Source organism: Butyricicoccus pullicaecorum (genome assembly GCF_002160355.1).
Classification (GTDB): Bacteria; Bacillota; Clostridia; order Oscillospirales; family Butyricicoccaceae; genus Butyricicoccus; species Butyricicoccus pullicaecorum.
The window spans coordinates 99,982-118,461 of sequence record NZ_NFKK01000007.1 but is presented as its reverse complement, the minus strand read 5'-3'; the positions used below and the strand labels follow the sequence as shown (position 1 = coordinate 118,461).

Here is an 18,480-nt window from a genome sequence, read left to right as displayed (position 1 = left end):
ACCGGCAACGGCGCATCCAGGAATAGAGAGAGTCAAAGGCGTTCCTTGCTTCCTCCACCGTATAGCAAGCGTAGAAGTCATCCAGGGCAGCAACAATGCTGTATGCCTTCCAGTAATATATACAGATAATTATCTCTTTCAAAAAAGGCGGAGGGTGCCCCCTCCGCCTTTTTGCTTATTTATGAATATGCTTTTTAATGGTCTTTACAATTTCTACTTGTAGGATTGACATAAGGGACAGCCCAATGACGATTAGCCACTGTGTGCCATCCAACAAGGTCAACCGGAACGCATTTTGCAGCGCAGGAACAAGCAGAATGCACGCCATCAGAAGAGCAGATACCACGAAGGAAACGATCAACCAAGGATTGATCCCTTCTGCCCGCACCCAGATAGGCTCCGTATTGGAGCGCTGATTAAAAGCGCGAAGCATCTGCGAGAAGGCCAGTACACAGAACGCCATTGTCTGACCGGTCACATGCCCGCCCATGCTTGCGCCGATCCAGTAAGCGCAGGTGGTCATGGCCGCCACAAAGATGCCTTGTATAATAACACGGCGTACCAGATCTTTTTCAAACAGAGTGCCCGATTTTACTGGCTTATGCTTCATAATGTTCTTGCTGGCCGGATCAACACCCAGTGCAAGGGCAGGCAAGGTAGCCGTGGCAAGGTTTACCCACAAAATGTGAACGGCCAGAAGGGGTGCATCCCAGTTAAACAGGGTTGCAACAAACAAGGTTAGAATTTCTGCAATATTACCAACCAAAAGGAACTGGATTACCTTCTGGATATTGCGGTAGACACGACGGCCTTCCTTGATGGCATAAGCAATCGTGGTAAAGCTGTCATCCAGCAAGATCATGTCGGCGGCATCCTTGGCCACATCCGTACCGGTGATACCCATCGCAACACCGATGTCCGCTGCTTTCAGGGCGGGGGAGTCATTGACACCGTCACCCGTCATAGCCGCTACTTCACCGGTGCGTTTCAAACTCTGGATGATACGCAGTTTATCCGCAGGGGATACACGGGCGAAGACGGTTGTTGTTTTTACCGCATCGTCCAATTCGTCATCCGTCATCGTATCCAGTTCCTCACCGGATACGACGGTGTTGCCTTCTCGGTAAATATCCAGCTCTTTCGCAATGGCAAGGGCTGTCACCTTATGGTCGCCGGTGATCATAATCGTTCGGATGCCCGCCTGACGGCAGGTACGCACGGAATCGGCTACTTCCTTTCGGGGCGGGTCGATCATTCCGGTCACACCCACAAAAGTCATGTCAAATTCTACATTCTCATCATCATCTGTAGGTAGCTCCATGAGGGTGCGCATGGCAAAGCCAAGCACACGCAAGGCACCCTCCGACATGGAAAGGCAAAGTTTTGTAATGTTTTCTTTGTCAGCCTCCGTAATAGGCCGCACACCTTCCGAAGTCAGAATGTGAGTACACAGGGGCAGCATTTCATCCACCGCACCCTTGGTATAAGAAATCCACTTTTCATTGATGCGGTGAACAGTGGTCATCCTCTTACGCTCAGAATCAAAAGGCTGCTCAAAAAGGCGGGGATAATCATCCTCCAGGGCTTCATGGTCGATTCCAAACGCCTGTGCCAGATAGATCAGCGCACCCTCTGTGGGGTCACCGATGATTTCTCCCTTTCTATCCGGGTCAAGGCTGGCGTCATTGCAGAGAGCCGCTGCATAAACCAATTCCTTATAGACCGCGGGATGCTGGTTGGTAGCATTTTCAACCGGGGTAGTTGTGCCGTTTTCAAAATCTCCGTTGACCGCAATGTGTGTTACCGTCATTTTATTGAGTGTGAGCGTACCTGTTTTATCGGAGCAAATGACGGTGGCGCTACCCAGGGTTTCCACTGCGGGCAATTTACGAATCAGTGCGTTTTTCTTAGCCATACGCTGCACGCCCAGCGCCATTACAATAGTGGCTGTAGCAGGCAGACCTTCCGGGATGATAGAGATTGCCAGCGAAATCGCAACCAGGAACTGCGGAATCAGCGGGCGCTGATAGAAAGCACCGATGGCAAAGATCAGGGCACAGACGATTAGTCCAACAATGGTCAATGTCTTACCAACTGCGTTCAGCTTTCGCTTTAAGGGCGTATCCGTATCGTCCTGATTGTCCAGCATACCGGCGATGTTGCCTACCTCGGTATCCATGCCGGTGGCTACCACAACGCCGGTCGCCCGTCCGTATGTGACAATAGCGGAGGTGTATGCCATATTACTGCGGTCGCCCAGGGGGCAGTCTTCCGGCAGCAAATCTTCCGCTTCCTTTTCAGAAGGGACGGATTCGCCCGTTAAAGAAGCCTCCTGCACCTTCAAGTTGGCGGAATCTATCAGGCGTAAGTCCGCCGGAACCATGTCCCCATCGCCAAGCATCACAACGTCACCCACTACCAGCTCGCTGGCGGGAATTACGGTCTCCTCCCCCTGGCGCAGAACACGGGCCGTTGGGGCGCTCATGTTGCGAAGCGCCTCCAAAGAGGATTGTGCCTTCTTTTCCTGCACAATACCAATGACAGCGTTGACGATTACAATAACAAAGATTACCGCCGCTTCCGTCCATTCCTGCAAAATTGCGGAAAAAGCGGATGCGCCGATGAGGATAAGTACCATCGGGTCAATGATCTGCGCTTTCAGCATTTGAAGAATGGTTTTGGGCGGTTTCGAGCGCAATGCATTGCGCCCATATTTTTCCAGCCTTTCGGCAGCCTCGGCATCACTTAATCCTTCCTCGGAGGTATGTAAAGTCTCATAAACCTCCGTAAGTTTCAGTGCGTGCCAAGGCGTCTGTCTGTGTCGATCCATGATGGATCAATCACTCCTTTCTTTGATAAAATTTATATTCTGACCGCCTTTCAGCGGTGGTCAGCAAAAAAGAACACAAATAGGCATAGCCTGCTGTCTAACAATTGGTCGCAGGTTATGCCTATTATATATAAAATCTATTCAATTTATAGTTATTGTTACTTCGATCAGCGTCGCTACTGTCGGCGTTGTCCATAGTAAGTCTTTCAATTCCCTTCTTTGAATAATTTGCTTTTTATTATATAGGGAAACCCGCAAGAAGTCAAGGCTGAATTGGGAAGTTCATACTAATTTTAATTTTGAGCGTTTCAAGTTCTCTTTTATAACATGGAAATTTAGATTCACTGACGTTTGCCTATCTTTTATTAAGAAATTAAAGAAAATAAATTCATAGATTACCGCAAAGGTTTTTGTAAAAAACACCCTTGACAAATCTCTTTCCAGAAAAAAATCCTGGAAAAGTATGCCCGTGAGCATGGATACAGCAATTTCAAATTCTATGTTGATGACGGCATCTCAGGTACGACCTTCAACCGCCCAGGCTTTCAGCAGATGATCGCAGATATTGAGGCTGGCCTTGTCAAGCGGGTCATCATCAAGGATATGTCGCGTTTCGGACGTGATTATCTGCAAGTTGGCATGTATACGGAGATCATGTTTCCCGAACATGATATTCACTTTATTGCGGTGAATGATGGTGTGGACAGCACTCAGGGCGACAACGAGTTTACGCCCTTCCGCAATATCATCAATGAATGGTACGCCAAAGACACCAGCAAAAAAATCCGTGCCGTTATGAAAGTGAAAGGCAATGCGGGGGAGCATTTGGCTACCATGCCTCCGTATGGATACATGAAATCGTCTGATGATAAAAAGCAATGGGTAAAGGATGAAGAAGCGGCCCAGGTGGTTTATGAAATCGGTCTTTATATCATGGACGGATTGGGACCCTCGCAGATCGCAAGAAAGCTGACGGAAAGAAAAATCCTTACTCCGGCTGCTTACTATGAGAGTAAAGGCAGGACGACCAATGTCACAAAGAAAGGTTCTCCTTATGCCTGGGATTCTTCTACGATTGCCGACATCATGGACCGCTGGCGTGAATACCTGGGGCACACGGTTAATTTCAAAACCCGCAAAAAATCCTACAAGAGCAAAAAGACCCTTCTCAATCCAGAAACCGAGTGGAAGATTTTTGAGAATACCCATGAAGCCATCTGGACGGAGGCGATTGCCGATGCAGCAAGGCTTGCAAGGCAGACGCGGCGCCGACCCACAAAGATGGGAGAAATGGGGATGTTCTCCGGCATGATGTTCTGCGCCGACTGCGGCTCCATCATGTATCAATGCAGGGCAACCAATTTCCGGCGCGATCAGGAATATTACCTGTGTTCGGGCTATCGGAAAAGCCGTGACGTATGCGGGCAGACACATTCCATACGAACTGTTATCCTGGAGGAATTGGTTCTGCAAAATCTGCGTGAGATCGTTTCCTTCGCATCACAGCGCAAAGACGATTTTGTAAAGATGGTTATGGATGCGGATATGCGCCAACGTAACCGAGGTTTGTCAAAGCGGAAGAAAATATTGGCTGATGCTGAAAAGCGGATCGCAGAACTGGACACCATTTTCAAGCGGCTCTATGAAGATACCATTTCGGGAAAACTTTCTGACGAGCGTTTTCAAAAGCTCTCTACCGACTATGAGAAAGAGCAGCATCAGCTTCAAGATGTAGCGATTGCCCTTCGGGATGAAATCGAGGTAGAGGAACGCAAAAGCGCCAATGTGGAAAGGTTTCTCTCCGTTGTAGAACGGTATACGGAAATCCCCGAATTGACCCCATGTATCTTGCATGAATTTATCGAGAAGATTGTTGTTCATGCAGCCAGCGATCCGAAGGGCAAGAACCGCACCCAGGAAATTGACATCTACTATAAGGGCATTGGAGCCCTGGAAGTATCCAAAGTCACTTCATCAAGGCAAGAATGAGAAAAACGGCATAGCCGAAGCTATACCGTTCTCTCTTGCCCCACGATGTTTTCTTATCGGGAGGCACCTTCGGCGCTTCTTTTTTTTATTTGTTTTCGTCGTGTGCCTGACGCTGCTGTTGGATTGCCGCGTGTTCGGCTTCCAGCTCGTGGTAGAGCGCACTGATACACCAGGACGCATTGGTCGGGGTAACGACTGCCTTGAGACGTACACCGCCTGCGCGGCGGATCTCAGCCAGAAAGGCATCGAGCTGCGGCTCGGTAAAATTGTGGAAGATCAGCATTTCCTGCGTAAAGGATTCACCTTCCAGCGGTTCAGCGTCGGCGTATGCGGGCAGACCGACCAGACGACCGAGCGGAAGCGTAAATTCATCCGGCGATACCGTGTGGATGCGCAGTCCCAGTTTGACCGCAGCCATCTTGATTTTGGCAGCCTTGGTGCCGTTCAGATTACAGCACAAAACGGTCGCGCGGTTTGGGTGTTTCATCAAAATTTCCTCCTTTTCAATATGTAGATGATTTTAGTATAGCGTATGCTTTTGGCTGTGACAAGAGGCAGCGAAAGTTTATGCAGAGAAGTGTAACAAAAAACGCGGAAACTATGTACAATATACATAAAATTGACGAGACAAACTTGTCTTTTTGCTGAAAATAGACAAAATGCTTGCCTTTTTTGGTTGCCGGTGATATCATTAGGTATCCGAAAAGCAGCTGAGGAAATATGTCTGCTTTTTATGTTGTCGTCCTCTGTGGACGGGAAGTACATCCAGATGTAAAAAAGGAGGAAACATTGATGAGTGACAAGAGAATGCGCAGACTCGCTGCCCTGGGATTGGGCGCCGCACTAGCCATGACGTCACTGACCACAGCGTTTGCAGCGGACAAGGCTGCAACGGCAAAGGTCACGGTTGACAAGCAGCCAGCAGCGGTACAAGGCTACGAGATCGACGGCAGCAACTATTACAAGCTGCGCGACCTAGCAGAAATTCTTGATTTTGGTCTGTCTTGGGATGCAGCAAGTTCGACTATCTCCATTGATTCCACCAGCTCGTACAAGGCAGATGCAACTAAGCTGATTCAGGGCAACTGGGCACCTGCAACGCGTGCACGCATTCAGGCTGTAATCGATGCAAATGCCAACAAGGGTAAGTACGTCGTATTTGATTTCGATAACACTTCGGTTATTTTCGATATTCAGGAAGCGCTTCTGGTTTATCAGATTGAGAACCTGGAATTCAAGATGACTCCGGAGCAGCTGCCCGACGTACTGGCAACCGGTATTCCCGACCTCAAGAAGGAACTGGGCAAGAGCCTGGACGGCAAGACCGTAACGCCCGAGACGCTGATTGCAGATATCACGAGCGATTACACCTGGCTGTATGAAAATTACAAGGGCATGAAGGGTACTAAGGATCTGTCGTACATCCATGCAACCAATCAGTATCAGGATTTCGCGGCAAAGCTGCGCTACATGTACAGCTCGGTCGGCGACAATTTTGACCATGCAGTATCCTATCCGTGGGTTACCTACCTGTTCACCGGTATGACGCCGGATGAAGTACAGAAGCTGGCAACCGCATCGCATACCTATTGGGCAAACTATGGCCGCTATGCAGAGGAAACTTGGATTTCGCCCATCGAACAGCCGGGTCAGTCTGGTGTCCTGTCGGTTAGCTTCGTAACCGGCTTGACCTTCACCGACGAACTGCTCGACCTGTATCATACCCTGATGGCCAACGGCATTGACGTTTACATCGTCTCGGCATCTCCGATTGATACCGTGCTTGCAGCAAGCAAGGTAATGGGCTATGACGTACCGGAAGATCACATCTTTGCAATGCGCAATAAGCTCGATGAGAACGGCGTTTACATCAATGAGTATAATTACGACTGGGGCGGCGAAGGCAAGTACGCGCAGACCCAGGGCCCCGGCAAGAGCACGATCATCACTAACTTCATTGCACCGAAGTATGACGGCGCAGGCCCGCTGATGGTCTTTGGCGACAGCGCAGGTGACTGGAACATGATGACCGATTGGATGGACGAAGGCGACACCCAGCTCGGCGTTATCTTCAACCGTTACCGCAAGCCCAGCGATCCGATTTGGGAAGGCTCGGTAGAGGCATCTAAGACCATCGGTCAGGCAGATGCAAAGTTTGTACTCCAGGGTCGCGATGAGAATACCGGTGAACTGCGTCCGAGCGAGAAGTCGATCATGCTCGGCGAGACCGAAGAAGTTCTGGTCCGTCCGGCAAGCTAAATTTCGTGAAACGTACTATGTGATTGGTAAGTCAGTGAGCAAAAGGGACAGACGAAAGTCTGTCCCTTTTCATGTTGGTGTATGATGATTGTAAATGAGAGAAAACAAGAGGACACTTGTGAAAGTGTCCTCTTATGCGCTGAAATAAGCGGTTCTTGCTTCTTTACTTCGTCCAACGATTTTGAAGAAAATTGACGAAATGAAGCATTTTGAAAATTTTGGACTTTTCCCTCTTACTTAAAGTACTTCACGCCGTTTTCAAAGATGGGCTGGTACTTCTCGCCGTAGATATTCTTACCCACATATGGGCTGAAGCGTTCGGTGTGACCCATCTTACCGAGGACACGACCGTCAGGCGAGGTGATACCCTCGATTGCGCACATGGAGCCGTTGGGGTTGAATGCGATATCCATGGACGGATTGCCTGCAAGATCGGTGTACTGGAATGCGATCTGACCGTTTGCCTCCAGACGCTCGATCTCAGCCTGCGGAGCGACGAAGCGGCCTTCGCCGTGGGAGATTGCGATGGAGTGCAGGTCGCCGACCTGGCAGGAGGACAGCCACGGGCTCTTGACCGATGCAACGCGCGTGGTGACGTAGCTCGACTGATGGCGGCCGATGAGGTTGAAAGTCAGCGTCGGGCAGGTCTCGTCCAGATCACGGATTTCGCCGTAGGGAACCAGACCCAGCTTAATCAGTGCCTGGAAGCCGTTGCAGATACCAAGCATCAGACCGTCACGCTTCTGCAGCAGTTCGTGTACCGCGTCCTTGATGCCAGGGTTACGCAGGAAGGAAGCGATAAACTTACCCGAACCGTCAGGCTCGTCACCGCCCGAGAAACCACCGGGGATAATGACCATCTGTGCACGGCGGATGGCTTCTTCCAGCTGTGCAGCAGACTGTGCCAGTGCGTCGGCAGAGAAGTTGCGGACAACAATGATCTCAGCTGCGCCGCCTGCGTTTTCGACTGCCTTAGCAGTGTCGTATTCGCAGTTGGTACCCGGGAAGACGGGAATGACCGCGAGGGGCTTTGCGGACTTGACCGCCGGAGCGGATACATTGCGCTCGGTGTAGGAGATGGTGTGCAGCTTGTCGTCGGAAGCCGGTGCCTTGGTCGGGAATACCGACTCCAGCGTGCCTTCCAGCGCGTCCTTGAGCTCATCGAGGGTAATGGTCTCGGTGCCCAGTACGATTTCGGGCTGTGCGATGGTGGTACCGATCTTCCAGTAAGCGGGCAGTTCCTCGGTTGCCTCGACGACCAGACCGCCGAAGTTCTTGAGGAAGAGTGCTTCGCTCGGGAACATATCGTCGAATGCAAAACCAATGTCGTTACCAATGGACATCTTGCAGACAGCCTCGGATACACCGCCGACCGACAGTGCCCAAGCGGATACGATCTTGCCCGAATGGATAAGGTCGGTGATCTCCTCCCAGATGGGTTTGATGGCCTGATAATCGGGTGCACCGTCCGGGGTGTAGGGTGCGTCGAACAGGTAGACCGGATGACCGGCAGCCTTGAACTCGGGAGAGATCAGGTTGGTTGCCTCTTCGGGTGCGATCGCGAAGGAGACCAGCGTGGGCGGAACGTCCATGTCGTCGAACGAACCGGACATGGAGTCCTTGCCGCCGATTGCAGCCAGACACAGCTCTTCCTGTGCCTTGTACGCGCCGAGCAGGGCGGACAGCGGCTTGCCGAAACGGTGCGGATCGCGGCCCAGACGCTCGAAGTATTCCTGGAAGGTCAGGTAAGCGGTCTTGTAGTCACAGCCAGCAGCGACCAGCTTAGCAACCGACTCAACAACTGCAGCCGAAGCGCCAAGGAAGGGATTCTGCTCGGTGTAGTAGGGATCGAAGCCGAAGGCCATAACGGACGCGGTCGAGCACTGACCGTTCAGTGCGGGCAGGGTAGCTGCCATGACCTGTGCCGGGGTGAGCTGATTCTTGCCGCCGAAGGGCATGAAGACAGAGTTTGCACCGATCGAGCCGTCAAAACGCTCGGTCAGGCCGCGCTCCAGGCAGATGCCGAGCGAGGACATCTGATGCAGAATCTTCTCGCGCGGGGTGTCGCCGTCGGGCAGGTTTGCAGCGTCCGGGATGGGCATTGCGGGAACAATAGCATCGGCATGCTTTGCGCAGCCGTTGGTGTTGAGGAAGTCACGGGAAACGTCCGCGATCATCTTGCCGTTCCAGGTCATGCGCAGACGGTTGAGATCGGTGACCTTTGCGACAACGACGGCCTCCAGGTTTTCGCGTGCAGCGGCAGCGATGAAGGCGTCTACGTCCTTGGCGCGAACAACGACTGCCATACGTTCCTGAGACTCGGAGATTGCCAGCTCGGTGCCGTCCAGACCGTCGTACTTCTTGGGTACGGCGTTGAGGTCGATGTCCAGACCGTCAGCCAGCTCACCGATGGCAACCGATACACCGCCGGCACCAAAGTCGTTGCAGCGGCGAATCATGCGGGTGACCTTGGGGTCACGGAACAGACGCTGCAGCTTGCGCTCCTCGGGCGGGTTGCCCTTCTGAACTTCTGCGCCGCAGGTCTCGAGGGAAGCCTCGGTGTGCTTCTTGGACGAACCGGTTGCACCGCCGCAGCCGTCGCGGCCGGTCTTACCGCCGAGCAGGATGACGATATCGCCCGGCTCGGGTACTTCGCGGATGACGTTCTCAATCGGAGCCGCGCCGACAACTGCGCCGATCTCCATGCGCTTTGCAACATAGCCCGGATGGTAGAACTCGTGTACCAGGCCGGTTGCAAGGCCAATCTGGTTGCCATAAGAGGAGTAACCAGCGGCAGCCGTGGTGCACAGCTTGCGCTGAGGCAGCTTGTGGGGCAGGGTCTCGGACAGCGGGACGGTCGGGTCACCGGCACCGGTTACGCGCATTGCCTGATAGACGTAGGAACGACCGGACAGCGGGTCGCGGATAGCGCCGCCAAGGCAGGTAGCCGCACCGCCGAAGGGTTCGATCTCGGTCGGGTGGTTGTGGGTCTCGTTCTTGAACATGAGCAGCCATTCTTCGGGCTTGCCGTCCACCTGAACGGTGACCTTGATCGAGCAGGCGTTGATCTCCTCGGACTCGTCGAGGTTCTTGAGGTAGCCGCGCTTTTTGAGTACCTTTGCGGCAGCGGTTGCGATGTCCATGAGGGTGACCGGACGCTTTGCAGCCTTCTCTTCGCCGTAAACTTCGACGCGGGCAGCCATGTAACGGTCGTAAGCTTCCTGTACCATCGGATCTTCAAAGGTCACGTTGTCGATCTGGGTGAGGAAGGTGGTGTGGCGGCAGTGGTCAGACCAGTAGGTGTCGACCATACGTACTTCGGTGATGGTCGGGTCACGGTGTTCCTCGTCGCGGAAGTAGGTCTGGAGGAAGGTCAGGTCATCGAGATCCATCGCAAGACCCAGAGACTTCTGCATCTCGTCCAGGGCAGCGGTATCCATGTGGATGAAGCCCTCGACCGATGCGACCTCGGTCGGGATCTCGTAAACAGCATGCAGGGTCTCGGGCTTGTCCATCGATGCCTCGCGGGCTTCGACGGGGTTGATGAGGTAACCGCGGATCTTGTCCAGATCAGCATCCGACAGCTCGCCCTCGAGCACATAGACCTTTGCGGCAGCGACGACCGGACGCTCGCCCTGAGCCATCAGCTGGATGCACTGTGCGCAGGAATCGGCGCGCTGGTCGAACTGACCGGGCAGGGGCTCGACAGCCAGAACGGTGTGTGCACCCTCGGACGCGGGGAACGTCTCGTCGTAGCACACGTCGGCCATCGGCTCGGAGAATACGATGTTCTTGGCCTTGGCATAGATTGCCTCGTCCACGCCCTCGACATCGTAGCGGCACAGATAGCGCACGCCGGTCAGGGCTTCGATCTCCAGAAGATTGTGCAGGCTGTCAAACAGACCGTGCGCCTCGACGTCAAAGCCGGGACGCTTCTCGGAATAACAACGATAAACTGCCATTTCGGACTCCTTCATGCAAAAAGTGGATTTTGTTCGGGCTTCCGCCGCTTGAGGCCGTGTCGATATTGGTTAAATAACCAAAAAATTACGGGAAACAGCGGAAATTCATACTAATATCATACCCCGAACCGGGGGCACGGCGCAAGCGATAATCTGACGAAACGTCGTTGAAATTACGCCGGAATCGTGTATAATTTAATCAAAGGATATGAGCGATCTGGGGGAGAGACCCCCGGATCGCAGGAGAGCGACCGCCGATAGGCGGTTACCGGGACAGTCGGGCGCACACGCACAGGCTGTCAGACCGGAGCATACAAAGGAGGAATATTCCCATGAAGATCAAGCTTTCTCCGTCCATCTTGTCGGCGGACTTCGCAAACCTCGAGCGTGACATTAAGGTCGCAGTAGACGCGGGCGCGGAGTATGTACACGTAGACGTTATGGACGGCCATTTTGTACCCAATATCACCATTGGTGCACCGGTGGTCAAGTCGCTGCGCAAGGCGACCGACGCAGTGCTCGACGTACATCTGATGATTTCCGACCCGGACAAGTATCTGGACGATTTTATCAAGGCAGGTTCGGATATCATTACCGTGCACTGTGAAGCAAACGGTGACACCCGTGAGCAGCTGCGCAAGATTCGTGCGGCTGGCATCAAGGCAGCATGCGTCATCAAGCCGGCAACGCCGGTTGAGACCGCGATCGAGCTGCTGCCTGAGTGCGATATGATCCTGCTGATGACGGTAGAGCCGGGCTTTGGCGGTCAGGGCTTCATTCCCGAGTGCATGGATAAGATTCGTGCGCTGCGCAAGGCCATTCAGGACGGCGGCTATCAGTGTGAGCTGGAGATCGACGGCGGCGTCAAGCAGAACAATGTGGTTGAGTGTATCGAAGCTGGTGCAGATGTCATCGTAGCCGGTTCGGCAGTCTTTGGCGGCGACATTGCGGCCAATGTCAAGGGCTTCCTCGAGAAGTTTGAGGAAGGTGCAGCAAAGGCACAGTGGACCAAGTAAAATAGGACAAGAAAAAAGACGCTCGTATGAGCGTCTTTTTTTAACGGAATTTGATTGCGGTGCCGTAGGCCATGACCTCGGCAGCGCCCTGTGCGATCTCGGAAGAGTTGTAGCGCACGCCGATGATGGCATCGGCACCCAGACGCGCAGCTTGTTCTTCCATGCGCTGTGTTGCGATATCACGCGCCTCGTTCATCAGTTCGGTGTATCCTTCCATCTCGCCGCCGACCAGGTTTTTGAGTCCTGCCATAAAGTCGCGGCCAAAGTTCTTGCACTGTACCGTGCTGCCGCGCACCATACCGAGTACGGTAAACGGCTGATCGGGTAACTGTTCAATCGTCACAATCAACATTGGGGGTATCCTCCTTAGTGTCGGGCGCGGATGCCTCGGCAGATTGCAGGTGCTTTTCCAGCCAGCGGGAGATATCTCCAAAGACATCCAGGTGATTGGTTTCGTTCAGAATCTCGTGGCGGCCATCCTTATAAAAGATGACATCCAGGTCTTTTTGTCCGGCAGCCTGATACAGCCGCGCCACCCGGCGCACACCCTCTCCATATCCGCCGACCGGATCGCGGTCACCCGAGATCAGGAGCAGCGGCAGGTCGTGCGGGGTGGACTTAAAACACTTGGAGGAGTTTGCACGCTCGACCAGGGTGAATAAGTCGCGGAATCCGGCCGCAGTGAACACAAAGTTGCATTTTGCGTCCGACTGGAACATCTGGACGATGTTCTTGTCGCGGCTGAGCCAGTCGAACGTCGTTTGCGGGTCAGGAATGCGGCGGTTATAGCTTTTGAATGCGAGATTGGAGAGAAACGCCGAGCGATAGGTCATGCCCTTGGAGTGGGCGACCGAATTTGCCAGACGCACGCCGGTGCGTGCGAAGGGATTGGGGCCGGCAGTACCGCTGAGGATGCAGCCGGTGAGGCGGTCTCCGACTTCGGTCAGGTAAAGGCGGGTAATGAGCGAGCCCATCGAGTGACCGAGTACGAAATAGGGAAGGTCGGGAAAACGGGTCTGCATGATATCGGTCAGGGTTTTCATGTCCTCGGTGAGGAAGCTCCAGCCGTCCCGTACAGCGAAAAATCCGAGTTCGGTCGAGCGGGCAGCAGATGCGCCGTGACCAATGTGATCATTGCCACAGACGATGAATCCGAGCGAGCACAGATATTTTGCGAACACGGTATAGCGCGAGAAGTACTCGCACATGCCGTGGGAGATCTGTACAATGCCGCGCAGTTCTACGCCTTCGGGCATCAGGATATAGTACGCCACGTTGGATCGACCGTTTGAACTTTTAAAAATATTTTGCGTACACTTAATATCCATCGTGCTTCAGTCCTTCGGTTTCCAAAATGCGGATATACAATGTCCGTGTGTCTATCATAGCACAAAAGTATGCGTTCGTCCTGTATTGATGAAAAAGATTTACAAATGATTCAAAAAGATTTGCGTGTCGTTGGGTAAAAAGGTATAATAGAGGTAAATCTACACGACGAGGTGAACAAAAAATATGCCGTATATTTGTGTGAATCTGACAAAGAAGCTGAGTGACCAGCAGAAGGATGCAATCAAGAGTGGTCTGGGAGAAAAGATCAGCCTGATTCCGGGTAAGAGTGAGAAGGCGCTGATGGTAGATTTTTCCGAGGGACATACCATGTATTTTGCCGGAGAGAAGCGCGATCTCGCGTTTGTCGACGTGCGCTGCTACAAGACTGCGGAGTTTGAAAACAAGAAGGCGTTTACCGAGGCAGTCTTTGAGCTGATGGAGAAGGAAACCGGCTTGACGGCGGATGACGTTTATCTGTCGTGGGGAGAGTACGACACTTGGGGAACCAAGGGAAGTATGAAGTGAGAATATCCGAGTATATAAAAAGAGCGCGGCATCAACTTGCTGCGCTCTTTTTGTTTGTTTTGGGATTGCGCGTCTGCGGACGCGCTTCTTTATTATTTTTGATTGATTCCCGGGGCGGACACCGGGAATCAAAAGGGGATTCCGCCCGTTGCACTCATTTTATCCGCGCACGGCGCGGAAATAAGGATAGTGACCTACGGGCCGACGGGCGGCTCAGGGCGCTGCCCTGAGAACCCGCAAACCTTTGAAAAGGTTTGATCGAAACTTCAATTAGGGGTGCGGTGGTTTATTCGAGTGTCCAGTCGATGGGAGCGATACCGTGTGCCATCAGGAATTCATTGCACTGAGAGAAATGGCGGGAGCCAAAGAAGCCCTGATGTGCGGACAAGGGAGACGGATGGACGGTCTCCAAAATCAGGTGATTGGGGTTGGTGATGAGAGCTTTTTTGCTGCGTGCGTTACTGCCCCAAAGCAAAAATACGATGGGCTGTTCGTGGTCGTTAAGCTTTTGAATAATCGCGTCGGTGAATTTGGTCCAGCCGATTTTGCTATGGCTATTTGCCTGACCGCGACGTACGGTGAGGGTAGTGTTGAGCATCAGCACGCCTTCTTTTGCCCACGGAATCAGGCAGCCGGAGTGCGGAGCGGGCAGTCCCATATCGCTTTGCAGCTCTTTAAAGATGTTTTGCAGGCTGGGCGGAGGAGCGACACCTGGACGTACCGAGAAGCACAGGCCATGCGCCTGACCGGGGCCGTGATAGGGGTCCTGACCGAGCAGAACAGCCTTGACGTCGGAATACGAGGTGTACCGCAGCGCATTGAAGATATCCTGCATGGGCGGGTAGATTTCGTGGGACGCATATTCCTGTTTGAGCGTTTCGCGAATCTGTGCATAGTAGTCCGATTGGAACTCGTCTTTCAGGATTTCATCCCATTCATTGCCGATTTGTACCATATTTTATGTGCCTCCTGTGGTGGAAAAGGGACTTTTTCGTGTTTACTGATATCATATCATAAATTGCGCCGGTTGCCTATTGACTTTGTAACATAAAACTGTTATACTTTGACTGTACTAAGATGAATAGTACAGTTAATACACAACAGAAGAAAGGAGGCGCGCAATGCTGGGGATCAATTATCGAGACGGACGACCGATCTATGAGCAGGTCGTGGATGAGATCGAGCAGATGGTAGTGCACGGCGTTTTGGAAGTCGACAGTCAACTGCCGTCGGTGCGCCAAATGGCGGCCGAGCTATCGATCAACCCGAATACCATTCAGCGAGCATATAGTGAGCTGGAAAATCGAGGTGTGATCTATTCGGTTAAAGGCAAGGGAAACTTTGTTTCGCCAAACGCAGGCGCTCTGCGTGAGCGTCGCGTATCCGAACTCAAACAGCAACTGACCGAACTGGCATGTACAGCGCGTGAGTTGGGCATTTCAAACGCACAGCTTGTGCAATGGCTGACAGGGGAGGGGGAAGACAAGTGATTCGTACAGAAAAAGCAACCAAGCGATTTGGCACGCTGCTGGCAGTTGACCATGTAGACACCGAAATCCATGAGGGATCGGTTTTTGGTCTGATCGGCTCGAACGGCGCGGGCAAATCGACGTTCCTGCGTATGCTGGCCGGTATCCTCGCACCTGATGAGGGCATCGTACGCATCGACGAGCAGGAAGTATATGAAAATGAGGAGATCAAGAAGCGCTGCTTTTACATCTCTGATGAACAGTTTTTCTTTCCGAACAGTACACCGGATGATATGAAAAACTATTATAAGACCTTTTATCCGAACTTTGACGAGGCACGTTACCGCATGCTGATGGATGGTTTCGGACTGGACGGAAACCGTAAGATTCGGACGTTTTCCAAGGGCATGAAGAAGCAGGTTTCGGTCATTTGCGGCCTGAGTGCATGTACCGATTATCTGTTCTGTGATGAGACTTTCGACGGACTCGACCCGGTTGCACGACAGACCATCAAGGGACTGTTCGCAGGCGACGTTGCCGACCGCGGACTGACACCGGTCATCGCATCGCACAACCTGCGTGAGCTCGAGGACATCTGCGATCATGTCGGCCTGCTGCACCGCGGCGGTATCCTGTTCTCGCGTGACCTGGATGATATGAAGCTGGGACTGCACAAGGTACAGCTCATCCTGCGCCAGCCGCCCGAGGGCGACCCGTTTGCGGGCATCGAGGTGCTCAAGCGCGAACAGCGCGGTTCGCTCTATACCATCACCGCCCGCGGTACCCGCGAGCAGCTGGAAGAGCGCATGACCGTGCTTCAGCCTGCATTCTATGAGATGCTCCCGCTGACGCTCGAAGAAATCTTTATCAGCGAAACGGAGGTGGCAGGTTATGACCTCAAAAAACTTCTCCTTTAAGTCCTTGGTGCGGCACAACATGACAAGCCGCATGTGGGCGATTGCACTGAGCGTGCTGGGCTGTCTGGCCGGTCTGCTGCTGCCGATCTTTGCCATCCAACAGGATTATCAAGTGCAGCTCAAGTTTACGACAGAACCGGACTACGCACGCACGGCTGCAGATGTGCTGAAAAATACACAGAACAATATTGCACAGGTCATCTCGTTTGACAGTCCGTTTATCAAGCTTGTACTGATCGTACTGGCGACCCTGTGCGGTGTTGCGATGTTCCGCTATCTGCATGATCGCCGTCAGGTGGATTTCTACCACGCACTGCCGATCAGCCGCGGTAAGCTGTTCGCGGTCAATTATATCAGCGGTGTTCTGCTGGTACTGCCGTTTTATTTGATCGTGTTGGTCATTGGACTGATTTTTGTCAGTGCAATGGGCCTGGGCGGCCAGATTACAGGAGCGTTATTGGCACAGAGCATTCTGGGCAACATTGCGTATTTCCTGCTCAACTACACGGTTGCAGTTCTGTGCACGGTGCTGACAGGTAATACCATCATTACCGTTCTGCTGGGCATTTGGGCACAGCTGGGCATTCCGGTGCTGATGGTTATGGTACAGTGCTATCAGGCAATGTTCTATGAGACCTTCAGCTCTGCCGTTCCGCTGATGCAGACTTTTGTCCTGTACGGCAGCCCGATGTGCAATTATCTCGCAACCGAACAGTATACCCGTACAATGAGCGTTCCGCTGTTTAGCAGTACGGCGATGGATACTGCAGGCGGTATGGCCATTCTGCTTTACCCGGTCGTTCTGACCATCGTGCTGGGTGTGCTGAGCTACTTCCTGTTTGTACGCCGCAAGAGTGAAAACACAGGCATGGCGGTTTCGTTCCGACGTGTCAAGGCGCCGATCAAGTGGTTTATGTGCATCTTCTCAGGCTTTGCGTTCAGCCTGATCTTTACCGCGATCTTTACCGGTTCGTCTGGTGGTATGTGGTTTGGTCTGGTCTTTGGTGTGGTTCTGTGCCACATGGTTGTTGAGATCATCTATGATTTTGATTTCAAGGCACTCCTGCACCACTGGAAGCAGATGATTGTACTGGCAATTTTGGCCGTTGTTGTGGTAGTCGGTATCAAAAACGATGTCTTTGGCTATGACAATTACATCCCGGATGTGGATGATATTGCGTCGGCTTCGGTTGAAAGCCCGTATTACAGCATTGACTGGAGTTATAACGATCAGACTGCTTACAAGAATCAGCTGAGCGATGCCGAGAGCATCGAGAAGATTCATCAGCTGGCTGAGCTGTCGGTTGCAAACAATGGCGACCTTGAAGTCGAAGGCAGCAGTCACACGTACACGATTTACTATACACTGAAGAACGGCAACCGTGTATCGCGCCGCTATTCTGAAGTTCCGCAGAAGGTCATCGAGAATCAGATGGTCGATCTGATGGGCAGTGAGCCGTATCTCAAGCTGTATTCTACGGTACAGATCGTCCAAATTCCGCAGACGAATGAGGAAGGCATGACGCGACTGGAAGTGAGAAACAGTGCAGCACCCGAAGGTACGCTGCCGCAGGCGACGCTGATCTCGCGCAATGAGATTCAGGAAGTCATTGACCAGCTGCGTGCCGATCAGATCGCGAACGCCGAAGCGCATCTGAAAGAATTTCCGGTTATGCAGCTGACGCTTGAAAGTGATTGGCTGCAAGTGCCGGAAAACGACCGCGGCGCCCTGTACAGCGCAGATCTGATGGTTTACGCAGCAGATACCGATACCTTGACGCTGATCAAGCGTTTGACAGGAGTAGAGCCGGTAGAGCTCACGCATGAAAATGTGAATTCGGTTGAAATTACCCAATACGATGAGCAGGAATATTACGATTACATGAATGAGTACGGCGAGTATGGACAGGATCGTTTCATGGAAGCGCACACCGTCACGGTGACCGATCCGGCTACGATTGATGCGCTTTTGGAATCTGCAATTACTGGAACCATGAGCTCCAGAAGCGGATTCCTGGCACAGACCGCGTCGTATGAGAATAGTCTTGCGATCTCGGCTATGATTGAGAATCATCAGGGAAATGAGACTTGGGCAACCAAGGAGAGTCTGTTCTATCCGGAAGGTAAAATGCCGACCGAGCTGATCAACCAGCTGTTTAACGCACAGTAATGTTTGGAAAGTAG

Annotated in this window: 13 protein-coding genes; 7 read left to right on the top strand and 6 right to left on the bottom strand. The window is 52.6% G+C overall.

From position 1 onward, the window contains the following. Positions 1-175 precede the first annotated feature (175 nt). Complete coding sequence (locus B5F17_RS07850; protein ID WP_087372703.1) at positions 176-2,830, bottom strand: cation-translocating P-type ATPase; 2,655 nt, start codon at positions 2,828-2,830, stop codon at positions 176-178. A gap of 432 nt (positions 2,831-3,262) precedes the next feature. On the opposite strand from B5F17_RS07850, the gene B5F17_RS07845 reads away from it, so the two are divergent. Next, entirely contained in the window at positions 3,263-4,819 is a 1,557-nt protein-coding gene (locus B5F17_RS07845; RefSeq protein WP_087372701.1) for a recombinase family protein, read from the top strand. 85 nt (positions 4,820-4,904) lie between these two features. Here the strand turns inward: B5F17_RS07845 and B5F17_RS07840 are convergent, their stop codons facing one another. After that, positions 4,905-5,306 (bottom strand): DUF3783 domain-containing protein, encoded by a 402-nt coding sequence (locus tag B5F17_RS07840; RefSeq protein WP_087372699.1) that lies wholly within the window; start codon positions 5,304-5,306, stop codon positions 4,905-4,907. 305 nt (positions 5,307-5,611) lie between these two features. Between B5F17_RS07840 and B5F17_RS07835 the strand changes: the two genes are divergently transcribed. Continuing rightward, the gene (locus B5F17_RS07835) at positions 5,612-7,078 is read left to right on the top strand and encodes an HAD family hydrolase (protein WP_143287705.1); all 1,467 of its coding nucleotides are present in this window, start codon (positions 5,612-5,614) and stop codon (positions 7,076-7,078) included. Between the two features lie 233 nt (positions 7,079-7,311). Here the strand turns inward: B5F17_RS07835 and B5F17_RS07830 are convergent, their stop codons facing one another. Beyond that, the gene (locus B5F17_RS07830) at positions 7,312-11,040 is read right to left on the bottom strand and encodes a phosphoribosylformylglycinamidine synthase (RefSeq protein ID WP_087372696.1); all 3,729 of its coding nucleotides are present in this window, start codon (positions 11,038-11,040) and stop codon (positions 7,312-7,314) included. 332 nt (positions 11,041-11,372) lie between these two features. Between B5F17_RS07830 and rpe the strand changes: the two genes are divergently transcribed. Then, entirely contained in the window at positions 11,373-12,056 is a 684-nt protein-coding gene (gene rpe, locus B5F17_RS07825; protein WP_087372693.1) for a ribulose-phosphate 3-epimerase, read from the top strand. Between the two features lie 40 nt (positions 12,057-12,096). On the opposite strand, the gene B5F17_RS07820 is transcribed toward rpe, so the two are convergent. Both B5F17_RS07820 and B5F17_RS07815 read right to left on the bottom strand, forming a co-directional pair. After that, on the bottom strand, positions 12,097-12,408 hold the full coding sequence (locus B5F17_RS07820; RefSeq protein WP_087372690.1) for a YbjQ family protein: 312 nt from the start codon (positions 12,406-12,408) through the stop codon (positions 12,097-12,099). Beyond that, positions 12,389-13,330 carry an alpha/beta fold hydrolase gene (locus tag B5F17_RS07815; RefSeq protein WP_162608122.1) on the bottom strand — a complete coding sequence of 314 codons (942 nt, stop codon included), beginning with the start codon at positions 13,328-13,330 and terminating at the stop codon, positions 12,389-12,391. The genes B5F17_RS07820 and B5F17_RS07815 overlap by 20 nt, the downstream gene beginning before the upstream one ends. Positions 13,331-13,583: 253 nt before the next feature. Between B5F17_RS07815 and B5F17_RS07810 the strand changes: the two genes are divergently transcribed. After that, positions 13,584-13,910 (top strand): tautomerase family protein, encoded by a 327-nt coding sequence (locus B5F17_RS07810; RefSeq protein WP_162608121.1) that lies wholly within the window; start codon positions 13,584-13,586, stop codon positions 13,908-13,910. A 286-nt stretch (positions 13,911-14,196) separates the two neighbouring features. Here B5F17_RS07810 and ung read toward each other — a convergent pair whose 3' ends face one another. Beyond that, positions 14,197-14,865: a uracil-DNA glycosylase gene (gene ung / locus B5F17_RS07805; RefSeq protein ID WP_016147689.1), complete on the bottom strand. Its 669-nt coding sequence runs from the start codon at positions 14,863-14,865 to the stop codon at positions 14,197-14,199. 166 nt (positions 14,866-15,031) lie between these two features. On the opposite strand from ung, the gene B5F17_RS07800 reads away from it, so the two are divergent. Genes B5F17_RS07800 through B5F17_RS07790 form a run of 3 tightly spaced genes read left to right on the top strand, consistent with a single transcriptional unit; the run spans position 15,032 to position 18,466 of the window. After that, complete coding sequence (locus B5F17_RS07800) at positions 15,032-15,400, top strand: GntR family transcriptional regulator (RefSeq protein WP_016147688.1); 369 nt, start codon at positions 15,032-15,034, stop codon at positions 15,398-15,400. Further along, positions 15,397-16,296: an ABC transporter ATP-binding protein gene (locus B5F17_RS07795; protein WP_242968725.1), complete on the top strand. Its 900-nt coding sequence runs from the start codon at positions 15,397-15,399 to the stop codon at positions 16,294-16,296. Before B5F17_RS07800 ends, B5F17_RS07795 begins: the two co-directional genes overlap by 4 nt. Then, positions 16,271-18,466 (top strand): ABC-2 transporter permease, encoded by a 2,196-nt coding sequence (locus B5F17_RS07790; protein ID WP_087372683.1) that lies wholly within the window; start codon positions 16,271-16,273, stop codon positions 18,464-18,466. Before B5F17_RS07795 ends, B5F17_RS07790 begins: the two co-directional genes overlap by 26 nt. Positions 18,467-18,480 lie beyond the last annotated feature (14 nt).

What these genes read in the sequence shown, in the direction of transcription:
- B5F17_RS07850 (WP_087372703.1), bottom strand. Translation starts at nt 2,830, where the DNA reads ATGGATCGACACAGACAGACGCCTTGGCACGCACTGAAACTTACGGAG.
- B5F17_RS07790 (WP_087372683.1), top strand. Translation starts at nt 16,271, where the DNA reads ATGACCTCAAAAAACTTCTCCTTTAAGTCCTTGGTGCGGCACAACATG.
- ung (WP_016147689.1), bottom strand. Translation starts at nt 14,865, where the DNA reads ATGGTACAAATCGGCAATGAATGGGATGAAATCCTGAAAGACGAGTTC.
- B5F17_RS07835 (WP_143287705.1), top strand. Translation starts at nt 5,612, where the DNA reads ATGAGTGACAAGAGAATGCGCAGACTCGCTGCCCTGGGATTGGGCGCC.
- B5F17_RS07820 (WP_087372690.1), bottom strand. Translation starts at nt 12,408, where the DNA reads ATGTTGATTGTGACGATTGAACAGTTACCCGATCAGCCGTTTACCGTA.
- B5F17_RS07830 (WP_087372696.1), bottom strand. Translation starts at nt 11,040, where the DNA reads ATGGCAGTTTATCGTTGTTATTCCGAGAAGCGTCCCGGCTTTGACGTC.
- B5F17_RS07800 (WP_016147688.1), top strand. Translation starts at nt 15,032, where the DNA reads ATGCTGGGGATCAATTATCGAGACGGACGACCGATCTATGAGCAGGTC.
- rpe (WP_087372693.1), top strand. Translation starts at nt 11,373, where the DNA reads ATGAAGATCAAGCTTTCTCCGTCCATCTTGTCGGCGGACTTCGCAAAC.
- B5F17_RS07840 (WP_087372699.1), bottom strand. Translation starts at nt 5,306, where the DNA reads ATGAAACACCCAAACCGCGCGACCGTTTTGTGCTGTAATCTGAACGGC.